9 protein-coding genes are annotated in these 13,902 nt (G+C 47.9%); all 9 read right to left on the bottom strand.

The features are described from left to right. Window positions 1–10 precede the first annotated feature (10 nt). Window positions 11–886: an N-acetylglucosamine kinase gene (locus FCU94_RS02190; protein WP_176286920.1), complete on the bottom strand. Its 876-nt coding sequence runs from the start codon at window positions 884–886 to the stop codon at window positions 11–13. A 1-nt stretch (window position 887) separates the two neighbouring features. Then, window positions 888–2,609, bottom strand: coding sequence for a glycoside hydrolase family 9 protein (locus tag FCU94_RS02195; RefSeq protein WP_176286921.1), 1,722 nt, complete (start codon window positions 2,607–2,609; stop codon window positions 888–890). A gap of 66 nt (window positions 2,610–2,675) precedes the next feature. Continuing rightward, on the bottom strand, window positions 2,676–3,671 hold the full coding sequence (locus FCU94_RS02200; RefSeq protein ID WP_176286922.1) for an ABC transporter ATP-binding protein: 996 nt from the start codon (window positions 3,669–3,671) through the stop codon (window positions 2,676–2,678). Window positions 3,672–3,713: 42 nt separating this feature from the next. Then, window positions 3,714–4,697 (bottom strand): ABC transporter ATP-binding protein, encoded by a 984-nt coding sequence (locus FCU94_RS02205; protein WP_176286923.1) that lies wholly within the window; start codon window positions 4,695–4,697, stop codon window positions 3,714–3,716. 2 nt (window positions 4,698–4,699) lie between these two features. Beyond that, a complete protein-coding gene (locus tag FCU94_RS02210; RefSeq protein WP_176286924.1) occupies window positions 4,700–5,725 on the bottom strand; it encodes an ABC transporter permease in 1,026 nt (341 codons plus the stop codon). A gap of 2 nt (window positions 5,726–5,727) precedes the next feature. After that, a complete protein-coding gene (locus FCU94_RS02215; RefSeq protein WP_176286925.1) occupies window positions 5,728–6,714 on the bottom strand; it encodes an ABC transporter permease in 987 nt (328 codons plus the stop codon). A gap of 174 nt (window positions 6,715–6,888) precedes the next feature. Continuing rightward, window positions 6,889–8,571: an ABC transporter substrate-binding protein gene (locus tag FCU94_RS02220; protein WP_176286926.1), complete on the bottom strand. Its 1,683-nt coding sequence runs from the start codon at window positions 8,569–8,571 to the stop codon at window positions 6,889–6,891. Window positions 8,572–9,211: 640 nt separating this feature from the next. Then, entirely contained in the window at window positions 9,212–12,601 is a 3,390-nt protein-coding gene (locus FCU94_RS02225) for a response regulator (protein WP_176286927.1), read from the bottom strand. 209 nt (window positions 12,602–12,810) lie between these two features. Then, entirely contained in the window at window positions 12,811–13,833 is a 1,023-nt protein-coding gene (gene rsmC / locus FCU94_RS02230) for a 16S rRNA (guanine(1207)-N(2))-methyltransferase RsmC (RefSeq protein WP_176286928.1), read from the bottom strand. Window positions 13,834–13,902: the final 69 nt, after the last annotated feature.

The following is a 13,902-nucleotide window of genomic DNA, read 5'->3' on the forward strand; positions in this document are numbered from 1 at the left end:
GCTCGTCTCCTTAATACAGGTTGTGCTCAGGCTGACCTGCGAACATTAGTGCTCCTTCAATCGCATCGCACTGAGGTTCAACAATCCAAGCTTGAACAGGAGGAGAAAGCCAAGCCTTGATGCGCTCAGCGATACTACCCATTAAACAGATGCGTTTGGCACCGCGTGCATGCAAAGCGGTCACAAACATTTCGATATCGGCGGCGGTTTGCTTGAGCATCTCTATGGCTAGGGCATCCCCTTGAGAGGCGTACTCAAAGATCGCTGGAGAGAATTGACCATAGTCGCGCGGGAGAGCTTGTTTTGACCAACTGACGACGGTGTCTACATCGTTTCCAAACTCACGCATCACATGCTGGGCCAACGGCGTGTTTTCACCAATTCCATCTTGTGCAAGTAGTACTTTTTGTATCAGTCGCAAGCCCATTACTGCACCGCCACCTTGGTCAGAAATCGGAAATTCGCGTCCACCTACTACATGTTGTTCGCCATGCGCGAGGTAAATGCCACAAGAGCCCGTGCCGGCAATCATGATGGCACCTGGTTCTCCTTTGTGGGCGCCGATACAGGCACCATAAGCATCGGTATTGAGAGTGATGGAAGCAAAAGGGTGCTTGGCCGACATAAACTCAAACCAAGCGGATTTCTGCTCAGCCCCGGCAAGAGCAAGACCTACGTGCATATGGCTAAACGCCGACTCGTTTAAGCCTCCTTGGGCGGCAGCTTGTGCAATCGCATCCAGAATAGAGGCCATCGCGATGTCTACACCGAGTAAGATATTGGCGCTGCCACTTTTCGCTTCACCGATAACGTGACCTTGCTCATCCCGAATGCGAGCACGGCAAGAAGTGCCACCACCATCAATGCCAACATAATACAGCGTCATGTTAGTAATCCTTGTGCTCGTTAAAGTGATGAAATTGCGTGACGATGGCTAACAAATACCAAGCGCCGTGAGGGATCCATTGCTCACCCCAGCGCCAGTTTTGGAGCATGTCGTCTTTTTGTCCGGCAGGATTGAATGCGATGTCTTGTTCGTCCTCAAAGCCTGCGGTAATACCGTTACAAATCCCGCCTTTGGCGTTAAAAAAACCAAGTTGGGGTAGGTAGTCTGGGTTGTTATAACCGTGACCGTCCAACATGCACATGTGGTAGGGGTTTAAGCCTAGTACCCAGTTGAGCGAGTTTTGCGAGTACGACAGTAGTTGCTGTTGTAGCTGCTGATTCTTTATGTATGGAAGGGCGATGAACGCCATCGACGCTAAAGAGCCTAAACGTGCGTTTTCACCTTGCCACCAGTAACCCGTTTCGTTGTCTTGCGCGACAAAAAACGCATCACGTTTGGCGCTGTTGACCCCTTTTACGTATTGACGCGGATAGCCAAACGGATTGTCTACCGCTTGAGTGATCTCGAGTTCGAAACTGACGGCTTGTTCAATCGTGGTTAACGTTCCTGCCGACAATGACACGTCTGTCTCGATATCTAGATATGCACACAGAGCGATCACAGGTAGGCCCGCTTCGGCTGCGTGATAATAAGGTCGCGAGCCGTCAAGATTTGCTGCCCAGAAGTGGTTAAATTGGTTGTCGCTTTGCTGGCGATGTTGAAGCTTATTCGCCCAATAACGGCTCTCGCCGAGGTAATCGGATTTTTGGGTTGTTGTGTAAAGCTCAACACTGGCGAGCAGTGCACAGTATTCGTCGATGATGTTCTCTTCACCGTCATTAAGGTATTGCGAGTTGAACTCGCGTAAATGCCAGTAGCCTTTTTCGGCGGCTTGCAAGTACTGCTCTTGAGTATACTCGCCACATTCATCCTGACGCGCGGCCGCTGCCAACGCTGCAATTGAAGCACCGCCGCCTTGTCTGAAACCTGCTTGGAAATCGTCGGTCTTATGGCCTTCTTGAGTGGCGAACACACAGATTTCGCGTTGTTTGACGTCTTTCGACCATTTATCAAACACAGTGATGAAAAAGAACCCTTGTTCGCTTTGCATGCGCACTAAAAAGTCGGCTCCGTATAGCGCTTCTTCAGCCAAACGAACTTTGGTGTTCAGTGGAACTTGTTCGTTGTTGGCGGTTATTTCTAGGCTACGGAGCATATTCCACACCACCATCGGCGTTTGCTGCGGGTTGAGATAGTTGGCATAAGAGAGGTGGCTGAGGTACTTACTCACATCACCGGAGGCGTCATACCAACCACCGTGGACATCTGCGGTAGTGTCGGTTCCCAGTATAGGGGCGTTGTGGTCTTGCTTGTCGAAACGGCCACCACAACGTTGTGATTTGAAGTAGTGCAAAACGTCGGACAGGGTATGTTTAAGCAACAAACCTTGCTCAATGTTAAACGGCTCTGAACGGAGATTATCGACTTTTAAGTAGTAGTGGCCGATTTGTTCAAAGTGTGAGAAATCAATGCGAAAAAAATTCCCTTGGTGCCAATTGGCAACTTTAGTGCCTTTTTCAATCGAGAAAGTGGCGACTGTCTGATGGCTTTCAGCACAGACTAACAAGGCAGTGGTAGAAGATAGGCGCGCTTTGCGAGTCATCAAAACAGCCTGCTTTGGCCCAAGGGCTTCGTAACCAATATGGTTAGTAAGTAGCAGCATTAAAATCTCCGAAACATTCTATCGTTATTGTTATTGAGCCAAGAGCTAGGCCCTTGGCTCTGTTGGTTAGTTTTCGTATAGGTAACAACGCACAAAGTGGTTGTCAGATAGTTGCGTCACTTCAGGTAGCTTCTCACGGCACTTGTCAGTGGCATGTTGGCAGCGTCCAGCAAATGGACAGCCTAACGAAGCTGGCGTCCAGAGTGGGATCTCACCCTTGTTACCTTTGAGTTTTTCGTGAATTGACTTGCTTGGATCGGGCACCGCAGAAACCAGCAGTTGAGTATATGGGTGCTGAGGATCGTGAATGATCTCTTCAGTATCTCCCCATTCCACCATATGGCCGACATACATGACGGCAAGGTCTTCGGCGATGTAACGAGCGGTTGCGATGTCATGGGTGATGTAAAGTAGCGACATCTGTTTGTCGAACTTCATCTCTTCCATCAGATTGAGTACCCCTGCTCGAATCGACACATCGAGCATTGAAGTTGGCTCATCGGCTAGAACGACTTCAGCACCGACCGCGATATTTCGCGCAAGGTTGACGCGCTGGCGTTGGCCCCCCGATAGCTGGTGAGGGAACTTCTGCGCAGTCTCTTTTGGTGGAATCAGACCTACTTGCTCGAGAAGCTCATAAACGCGTTCTTCCAGTTCCTTCTTGTTGCCCGGTGATACTTTTTTGTGAATCAGTAGCGGACGAGCAATGTGATGAAAAATATTGTGGGTTGGGTTGAGCGACCCAAATGGGTCTTGCCAAACCATTTGTACCCCTTCACGGTAGTGCATCAGGTCACTGCGTGAGTTGATGGTTTGGATGTCGCGACCTTTATATTCGATCACACCATCGGTCGGGGCGTACATTTTTGCGATCATTTTCGCTGTCGTGGATTTACCCGAGCCCGATTCACCAACCACAGACAAGCCGCGGCTTTTGTACATTTTGAATGACACGTCATTGATAGCACGCATCATAGGTTGTTGTAGTGCGTTACTGTTGATTGGAAAATCTTTGACTAGATTTTTGCCTTCAACCAGTAGTTCGCCAAATTGTTTGCTCATAATTATCTCCAGTAATCTTAATGCTTATTTCTCAATCAGTGGCTAGAGCTTGGCTTGAGCAATGGTTTCACCATATAAGTGACAGTTTGAGAAACGATTTGGCTCTATTTCTCTTAACGTTGTTGGGACCTGAGTGCAGGCTTCATGAACGCGGTCACAGCGAGCTTGGAAGCGACAGCCTTGAGGAATTTCCAACAAGTTAAGCGGGTTACCAGGAATACCGGTTAGCTTAGTTTTTGGGCCAATTAATGGAGGGAAAGAACTACCCAACCCTTTGGTGTAAGGGTGGAAAGGGCTTTCGAGAATTTGTTTTGAAGGTGCGACTTCTATCAATTCACCCGAGTACATGATGCCGATGCGGTCTGAGAACTCGACCATCAATGACAAGTCATGGGTGATGAATAAGATTGAGAAGCCGAACTCTTCTTTTAGCGCGTAGATCTTCTGTAAGATTTCGCGTTGTACCACCACGTCCAAAGCGGTCGTCGGCTCATCCATGATGATCATCTTTGGATTGAGCGCTAAAGCGATGGCGATAACCAAGCGTTGACGCATACCACCAGAGAACTGGTGTGGGTAGTCGGTCAAACGGCTAGGGTGAATATCGACGATTTCTAGCAGACCTTCTGCACGCTTACGCGCTTGTTCGCGTGTCATGTTGGTGTGACGCATTAATACATCACAGAACTGGTCTTCCATGGTGAGAACTGGGTTGAGTGCGTTCATCGCACTCTGGAACACCATCGACATTTCACTCCAGCGGAATGACTGCATACGTTCGTCGCTGTATTTAAGGATATCTTCACCGTTGAAGATGACCTCACCTCCTGTGATAAATGCGGGCGGCTTATGGAGACGCATCAGTGAGAAGGCGACGGTCGATTTACCACAACCCGATTCACCGGCAAGGCCAAAGACTTCGCCCGGGGCGATATCAAAGCTGACGTTATTACATGCACGCACATCACCTGCATCAGTAATGTAGTCGACGCATAGATTGCGGATAGAAATAAGTGGATTGGTCATGATTATTTATCTCCGCTCCAAAGTGCATTTTGTGGTGGTAGCTCAGGGGTGCGCTCTTTTTGGTCTTGCTGAGCCAGTTTCTTCCAGCGCTTCATTCCTTTGTGTGAACGTAGCTGTGGGTTAGCGATTTCATCGACGGCAAAGTTAAGCAGTGCCAAGCCCGTAACAAGAACTGTGAGGGCGAAACACGGAGCCAATACTTCCCACCAAGCGCCAATCAACATGGCAGAAGAGGTTTGTACGTTGTACAGCATGATGCCCCAACTGATGGTGCTCGGATCGCCTAGACCTAGGAATGAAATGATTGACTCCATACCGATGGCGTACATGACCGAACCGATAAAGCTCGCCCCTACGATTGGAATTAGGTTTGGTAGAATTTCGACGAAGATGATGCGGAACGATGATTCGCCCAAAACTTCAGCGGCTTTCACGAACTCTTTTTCACGCAGTGCCAAGGTTTGTGAGCGAATCACCCTTGCGCCCCACGCCCAGGAGGTACAGCCGATGATAATGGCAATGGTTAGCGGCCCTGCCTCACCGATGAATGCGGCCAGAACGAATAGCAGTGGATATTGAGGAATCACCAACATGATGTTCATTGCTGCGGTCAGAATGTCATCGACGCGCCCACCAAAGTAACCTGCAGAGATACCAATTACCGTCGCGAGGAAACACACCGTCAAACCAGCACCAAAGCCGACCCCCAAAGAGATGCGCGCACCGTAAACCAGTTGAGACCAAATATCGCGTCCCATACGGCTGGTACCCAGCACATGGTCGGCTTTCTTCGACATCAGCATAGTACGGCGGTCTGTGGCTAAGTTTTCTGCTACCCAGCCATCTGGGGAGGCTTGGGCACTTTTTACGACAAACGCTGGGTATTCATGAGGATTACCGGTGCGTTTATCGGGCGCATGTTTAGTGATCAGTGGCGCTGCCACGGCCATAAAAATAAACAGAGAAACAATGGCTAAGCCGATACGAGCGTAGGCATTACCAAGAATGAGTTTAAATAAAGATTTCATGATTATTTGCCTCCCTTACGCAGGCGAGGGTCAAGGACGACGTAGAGCATGTCGGCAATCAAGTTAAATGACAGCATAAAGAGCGTCATAATGATCAACTGACCTTGCAGCACTTGGTAGTCACGGGCGTGAATCGCATTCAATAGCACGGTGCCAAGACCTGGGTAGTTAAAGATGATCTCGATAATCAGCTGACCACCAATCGCCATACCTAAAGACATGGATAGTGCCGTGACGCTAGGTAGTAAGGCATTTCGTGCTGCGTAGTTGAATACCACGCGGTTTTCACTTAAGCCCTTACCTTTCGCCATGGTGATGTAATCTTCAGCTAAAAGGTTGATCATGTTGTTACGCATGTTGACGAGGAACCCACCGATTTGAATGATGGAAGCACAAAACAGAGGTAATACGGCGTGGTACGCCACGTCTTTATAAAACGCCCAGCTGGTCCAGTCTGGCGTCGTTCCCGCGGTATAGGCGTAGCCAGTAGGGAACCATTTGAGACCGATAGCAAAGATGAACAGCGCAAGCATGGCGATAACCACCTGTGGGACGGCCTGGATAATCAGCATACCCGGGGTCACAAAGGCATCGTACTTACTGCCGCGTTTCCAAGCCGCAAAGATACCCAAGATTGAGCCGAGCGAGAAAGAGAGGATAACCGCGCTGCCCGCTAAAAACAGCGACCACCCAAAAGCGCCACCTAATAGCGTATTGACCGACAGAGGATAGAACTGAATCGAAGTGCCCAGCTCCCAACTGAGGATGTTTTTCATGTAGGCGATGTACTGTACAAACAGACCGCCATCAACAAAGCCAAGCAGTTCTTTCATTGCAGCGATACGCTCAGGCGTTACCTGAACCGAAGCATTGGCGAACATCATGGTGACTGGGTCACCAGGCATTGCACGAGGAATAATAAAGTTTAACGTCGCAGCAACTAGCAGCGCGACCAAATAGAACGACAAACGTCTTAAAAAATAACCCATAACTCACACCTTACTTACCCAGATTTTCCCTGTTTCTGGTTTCAGGTCGCTCCTAGCGAAAACAAAAATTAGAGCGAACAATCCCCTGACGACTGGCGCCATACTTTAAACAAGCTAAAGAGTGGGGGGATTGAGCGGCGCACAGAATATGCGCCGCATAGTTAGAACAACTACTTATTTAACTGGTTTTAGGTCCAGTACGTGTAGTAGACGCTCTGGGATACCAGCCCAAATGTTTGGACGGCCTTTTGGATTTTCTTCGTTCCACCAACCAGTGAAGCGAGTCGTGTTGTACTGGTACATGTAAGCACCAGACATAACAGGAATCGTGACTTGGTCAGCCGCAATGATTTGCTGGATACCGTGAGCGATTTCTAGCTGTTCGTTCTTATCAGCTGTCTTGTAGAAGCTGTTTAGAAGGCCGTCTAGCTTATCGTTCTTGTAGAAGTGCATTGCGAAACGAGGCATACCGTCACCAGACTGTAGCTCTGAGTTGTAAGCACTGTTCCAGTATAGATGTGGATCCGCACCGTGGAAGTAGTTGGTGTAAGCTACATCATAAGTTGCTTCAAGCATCGCTTGGTTGTACACAGAGAAGTCAGGAGTACGAGCTTTCGCTTTGATACCGACTTCTGCTAGTTGCTCAACCGCTAGCTGAACTGTGTTGTTAAAGTCTGTCCAACCATTTGGCGATTGAATAAGCAGTTCAAAAGATTTACCAGATGGTGTGTCAACGAATCCATCGTTGTTGACATCTTTAAAGCCCGCTTTGCTCAGCAGCTCTTTCGCGCCTTCTACGTTGTACGTGTTGTAGCCTTGGAATTTCTTATGAGTTTCCTCATCAGACCAAGTCTTAAACGCATAACCTAGGCCAGAGGCGAAGTCATTGACCGTACCACCGCCGTAGAACGCGATGTCGATGATAGTTTGACGGTCAAGAGCCATTGAGAACGCGCGGCGGAAGTCAACGTTAGTGAGCGCTTCGTTCTTCGCTGGATCTGGGTGTTTAAAGTTAACCACGAACGCTTGAGTACCTGCTGGCGGGTACCAGTATTGGTGGTTAGGGCTTGCAGCCGCGTAAGTACGGTCGATATCTGGAATGAATGATGAAGTCCAGTCCATTTCGCCATTGACAACTTTACCAAGGAACTGGTCGTTGTTCGCGATTTGAGGAACACGTAGACAGTCAACGTCTAGGTTGTCTGCATCCCAGTAGTTAGGGTTAGCACACTGGATGTAAAGCTGTGCGGTAAACGTATCGATCTCAGTGAAAGGACCTGAGCCTACAGGATTTTCGTTGGTGAAGGTTGAAGGATCTTTGATGGTCTTCCAAACGTGCTCAGGTACCACTGGTACTTTCACGATTTCGTAAGGAGCGTTTGAGTTAGCTTCTTTGATGTTGAACTTAACTTGGTAGTCGTTCAATTTCTCAACGCTAGAAACCCAAGAGTTGATACCACTTTGATCGAGTTCTGGCTTCTCTTTCACTAGATTGAAAGAGAAAATTACGTCGTCTGCGTTGAACGTTTCACCGTCAGACCACTTAACACCTTTACGTAGGTCAAACACAACACTCAGTAGATCGTCAGCAATTTCGTAGTTCTCTGCTAGACGGAATACAGGTGTGTTACCTTGCATTTCGTTGAACACAACTAAAGGCTCGTACATGAAGTCAGTCGTAGTGTGCAAGTTGGTTGCACCTAAGAATGGGTTAAAGTTACGAACAAAAGTTGTAAATTCTTTCGGGTGTACAGTCAGTTCACTGCGTTCAGCCGCTGTTGCAACAGAAGCGAAGCCTGTTGTTGCAGTAGCAATAATTGCTGTTGCTAGTACTGTTTTTTTAATGTTGGCAAGCATAGCTGTTCCTTACTATTTGCTTTCATTTCACTAATGGATGGAATGTCATCAATTGATAAACACTCACTAAGGCCTACCTCTAAGGTTGAAATCGAACCGGAGGAGACTCGATATCGAGAGTGGCCTGTAGGCCTTAGGCAAGCTAAGAAAACACCTTAATGTTAAAATACGCAATCGCTATTCCCGTCAAAAACGTAAAAATCACCACTAACGACGTCAATAACGTTAAAAAATCTCAACGAGCTGCTTTTTTGTACGATTTTTTGGGTTTGAACTGTGTCGCATAAAGAGTGTGGTTATAGGCTGTTTGTTAGTGCTTACTATTTATTTGTTTCTTTATTTTTATTGGTTTTGAGACTTGTTTTAGAGGGTGAGATCTTGGTCACTGATGGCGATTTTGATTAATTCTCGTAGTTAATTAAAAACTGCCGTCTTGTTGTGACTAGTATCGCAATCTGGGTTCTTTTTCGTCTATTTGGATTGTTTATCGCGCTCTATAAAGCAACAGAGGCTTAAATTGACGTTTGATTTCGCGCTTGTTTGTGTGTTGTTTTACGTAACGTAATAACCCTTTAGCTGGGCTATTTTCGATATAAAAAAAGCCCGCATCAGCGGGCTTATCAAACAGCGTGGTTTAGAGTTAACTGGTAAGTAAATGCTGAAGCTTATCGCGCATCGCCTCGATGTGCGAACGCTCTGGGCTTTGTTCGTTACAGTGCTCTAAGATGTAGTCCAGTGAACTCAATACCGTGCGCCAGCGCGGTGTTTTAGGCAGAGTTTCCAGACGTAGATACTTATCTAGCGTGCGAGTTTGCAAGGTGCTGCGGTCAAGGTAAACGCGCCACAAACCACTTTGTTCGGCAAACGCAAACTTGGTCTGCCCTGTGACTGACTCCCAGTAAGTCAGAGCGCTGGTCATCGCTTCGACCAGTACCTCACGCATCACATCCTGCTTCGACTTATTGTCCCCGGCTACTTTGTCTGCAAGGCGAGTAAACTCACCACCGAGCTCTTTGAGCTCTTGAAGTTTGGCTCTGTCCCCCTCAAACGCAAAGCTGGAGAGTGCCTCTATCGCGGTTTCAAGGTTATTGATGCGAGTCACATTGACCCCACCACCGACGTTAAAGATATACATAAAACGCAATCCAGATTCAGGCGGGAGCCTTAATATATCGGCCGACAGATGTTGTCTCACATCATCAACATAAATGTCTATCTTGCCGCAATAGTGCTCTTGCTCAACCTTCAAATATTTGGGCGCAATGATTTCGTCGGCACTTGAACGCTTGAGCTGTTCAGCTGAGCGTCTGAATAGTTTCGATGCCGCTTCATTGGCAAAGCGAATCTTATTGTCTTCGCGTACGCAAATAATGGCTTCTGGCGCGGTCTCTAGCTGTTCTAATAATCGCCCTTGAGTTTCAAGTAAACTTGCTTCGACCATCGCTCGTTGCTTGAGTTCTTGTTGCAGTTGTTGGTTTTCAATCCGCCTTAGCTCGGCTTGGCTTGCTGTCAGGTGGGCACGAATACGCGCCGCCAACTCCTGCTTGTTAAATGGCTTCGACAGATAATCGTTGGCGCCCACGTTAAACCCTCGTAACCGATCATCCGTTTGATTAAGAGCGGTCAGCATGATGACAGGGAGCTGGGCGTGGTCGTGTTGTTGGCGGAGCGTTTCACACACTTGATAGCCGCTCATTCCTGGCATCATAATATCGAGCAACACCAGTGCGGGTTTTTCGCTCTTGACGGCTTCCAGTGCTTCGTGGCCGTCTTTGGCTGTGCGCACGCGATAGCCTTCGATGCGTAAGAAACTGTCTAGCACACGTAAGTTAACGGGTTCGTCGTCGACAACCAGCAATAATGGGCCATCACTGTTCTCGGGTAAGTTAGTCGGCTCCTCAAGTTCGAGCTCGTTATTATCGGGCGCTTTAAAGTGTGGAGCATCGTAGTGGTAATGATTGGCTGCTTTTATTTGCTCATCATTCGCCAGTGGTAAAGTAAAGCTAAAGGTTGTGCCCACCATTGGTTGGCTGCTGACGTACAAAGAGCCGTGCATCAGTTCGATAAGTTGGCGGCTGATGGACAAGCCTAAACCGGCACCTTGTCGATATCGACTCGAATCGCTACCTGCTTGGATCAAAGGTTCAAAAATATGTTCGAGTTGATCGGCGGGAATACCTTGACCGGTATCAACGACTTGCACACGAACATTGTCATCGACTACGCCAGCAGAGATAACGATTTTACCCTCACTGGTGTACTTGATCGCATTGCCCACAAGATTATACAGCACCTGTTCAAGTCGCTGCGGATCAGCGCAAACCCAAACTGGATCATTTGGCACTTGGTTGATGATACGAATAGGTTTGTTACCCAGTAGGTGCGACGAAAGCTCGAGGACTAATCGGGTCGAGCCAGCCAGGTCGACGGCGCATGTTTCAATATCTAAGTTGCCATAACGCATTTTATGGTAATCAAGCAGGTCATCGACCAATGTGGCTAGGCGTTGACCGCTGTTGATAATGATATCGAGTTGATATTTTTGTTCGGCGGTAATGGGGCCGTTGGCGCCAGAAACCAACGCCTCGGCGATACCAACCATGCCATGCAGTGGAGTGCGCAGTTCGTGCGAGGTTGTGGCAAGGAATTCATCTTTAAGCTTGTTGGCTAATTGGAGCTCATCGTTTTGCTTTTGGATGAGTTTGATGTTGCTCTCAAGCTCTTCGTTTTGCTGCTTGATCAATAAAATCTTTTCGCGGATCGAGCGTTGCATACGTTCGAAACTGACGGCAAGGCGACCAATCTCATCCTTACGCTGAGTGTTGATCATATCGGCATCGAGATCACCGGCCGAGACTTTCTCTGCTGCCCAAGTGAGTTTCAATAGCGGTGAAGTGATGAAGTTAGACAAGTAGTGTGAAGCCATCACCACCAGCAAGATCGCGGTGAGCATGGCGAAAATAAACAGTGTCTCCAACTGATGAACACGAGCAAACGCGACCTTCTCAGGGACTTCGACCACGATGGCCCAATTAATACTTTTGACCGAAACTGGGCTGTAGGCGGCGATAATAGACTCATTCTCGGCGTTAGAGTATGTGCCGACGTCGGTTAATCCTGATAAGGCTAAATCGATGACGGTTTTACTTTTATCAATATCCGATTGTTGGTAGGCCAGAGAGCGAGATAGATGATCACTACCGACTAAAAGTGTACGTCTTGGGTTGTTGGGATCGTCGGCAATCAGTTTGGTAATGCCATTGTTGGGTAAACGAAACAGCGCGTAACTGTGCAAGTAGCCTTGCTGAATAATGGGCGCGCCAAGCCAAGCGACCGATTTACCGTCTTGGGGGGAGAAATCCGACACCACTACTGGCGTAAAGTCTTCGTTGGTTTTGCGTTTCTCGTTGACAAGATTACGCAGCTTGAGGAAGGTTTGTCCTAGATTGTCGTCTTTGTAACGACCAGATAGTAGGTTAGTGCCGAAGTAATCATGCTTATAAATCGAATAAGTGACGTTGCCTTCTCGGTCGACCAGCAGCACATCATTAAAGTCGGAGCGTTTCAGCAGTTCTAAATAAGCCCAATGGTAGCGTTTGTGCAACAAACGGTAGCGCTCAGTGCCATTGAACACACTCGACTGAGGTAAGATGGAGGTCTTAATTTGGTCACCAGAGCCTTGAATGTAGCGCTGCTGCGCATTTGCTCGAGCTTGCTCTATATCCAACCCTAAGTTTTGGAATGCGTTCACTAAACCGTAAAAGCGACCACCACTGGCGTAGGCAAGTTCAGAGCGTACGAATCCCATCACTTCAGACTCTTTGGCATATAAGTAGTCGATCACTTGTTGCTGCTTACTGTCTCGAACGGAAACAAGGTGCGAAGTACTCTGTTCTTGAAGATCTTTGGTGTGGGACTGTAAGAAAAAGATCGCAATCACGGTCAGTGGCGTGATGCTCAATACCAAAAACGCCAACATTAACGTATTTTGCAGGCGTTTAAATTTCTGCTTTCGATACAACTTAAACATGATTTCTATAGACTTTCCGTGCGAATGCGGCTCACAAGAGCGTTTTCACGCCAGTAAGCAAGACAAAAACGTTATTTTCTAACCTGACAAAATTAACGAGTTTTTTTACTTTGACAAGTAAGTTGCAAGGAAAGCGTGCAGGAAGGCGCAGTTTTGGCGAACTTTGCGGGGTTTGTACTCAAAGCTCGCCAAAGTAACACGCTAAAGCGTTATTTTTTTGCGTGGTAAATGGTGAATTTGTTGGTCTTATTTAGCGTCTCACAATTACTGTAGGCTTGCTCAATAATGGGAGGGTATTTAAGAAAACTGTTGGCAACGATAAAGAGCTCTCCTTGCGCCGATTGATGGCTAGGGCCTTGTGCCAATAGGGTCTCTGTTGCGCTGTAACTGGTGTCTAGGCCAGAGTGAAAAGGTGGATTGCTAATTATGTAGTCGTAGTCTCGGCTGGTATCTGAGTAAATATCAGAAGCAAACACCTGAGCATGTAGACCGTTGGCCGCTAAGGTAGCGCGACTTGATTCGACGGCGAGAGCGCTAATGTCGCACATTTCGAGTTCGATACCGGGGTTAAGTAGAGCAAGCACAGAACCAATCACGCCAGCACCACAGCCAAAGTCGAGCACTTTGCCGGATAGGGACGGTAAGGTATCGAGCAACAACTGACTACCAATATCAAACTCGCCATGACTAAAGACGCCAGGGAGACTTTTAATCGTCAGTGTTGAGCCTCGATAATTCACGATATAGGTTTTAAACCACTCGGTCAGGCTGAAGCGCTCTGGAGCGTGGTGACATACCCCCCAGTAAAAGGAGCAGCGGCGCGCAGAGTCGTATTTGGTGATAGGGCCATAAGGCTTAAACATTTTTTCAATGCTTTTTATCCCGGAGCGATTTTCGCCGACAACGACAATTTCAGTGTTTTCTCCTAGCTTGGCCATTAGCATCGCGAGTAGGTATTCGGCTTCCGCTTTCGCTTTGGGCCAGTACAGCAGCACCATATCGGCTTGAGTCGTTTGATCAAACTCAGCACCGAACACAATGCTGATTTGAGTGTGCGTTTGCAACTGGCGGTGGTACCCATAATTGGTGGTAAACACGGTCACCGACTGACAGTGTTGCGCTAACTCGACAGGAAAGAGATCTTCAACTTCACCTGCAACGAGTACATGCTTGTCGGCAAAATAGTCCAGTTGTCTTTGCGCAATTTGGCTAGGGGCGATATAGGCAGACATAAAAGCCTCAGTGTAAAAATCCGAGTGGGGATTCTCGCACAATCCCCGCTGGTCATAAACAGTTAGTGA

The organism is Vibrio sp. JPW-9-11-11, assembly GCF_013369335.1.
Taxonomy (GTDB): Bacteria; Pseudomonadota; Gammaproteobacteria; order Enterobacterales; family Vibrionaceae; genus Vibrio.

Excerpts from the sequence above, each read along its gene's own strand:
- rsmC (WP_176286928.1), bottom strand. The coding sequence starts at position 13,833 with ATGTCTGCCTATATCGCCCCTAGCCAAATTGCGCAAAGACAACTGGAC.
- FCU94_RS02205 (WP_176286923.1), bottom strand. The coding sequence starts at position 4,697 with ATGACCAATCCACTTATTTCTATCCGCAATCTATGCGTCGACTACATT.
- FCU94_RS02200 (WP_176286922.1), bottom strand. The coding sequence starts at position 3,671 with ATGAGCAAACAATTTGGCGAACTACTGGTTGAAGGCAAAAATCTAGTC.
- FCU94_RS02190 (WP_176286920.1), bottom strand. The coding sequence starts at position 886 with ATGACGCTGTATTATGTTGGCATTGATGGTGGTGGCACTTCTTGCCGT.
- FCU94_RS02210 (WP_176286924.1), bottom strand. The coding sequence starts at position 5,725 with ATGAAATCTTTATTTAAACTCATTCTTGGTAATGCCTACGCTCGTATC.
- FCU94_RS02220 (WP_176286926.1), bottom strand. The coding sequence starts at position 8,571 with ATGCTTGCCAACATTAAAAAAACAGTACTAGCAACAGCAATTATTGCT.
- FCU94_RS02225 (WP_176286927.1), bottom strand. The coding sequence starts at position 12,601 with ATGTTTAAGTTGTATCGAAAGCAGAAATTTAAACGCCTGCAAAATACG.
- FCU94_RS02215 (WP_176286925.1), bottom strand. The coding sequence starts at position 6,714 with ATGGGTTATTTTTTAAGACGTTTGTCGTTCTATTTGGTCGCGCTGCTA.
- FCU94_RS02195 (WP_176286921.1), bottom strand. The coding sequence starts at position 2,609 with ATGCTGCTACTTACTAACCATATTGGTTACGAAGCCCTTGGGCCAAAG.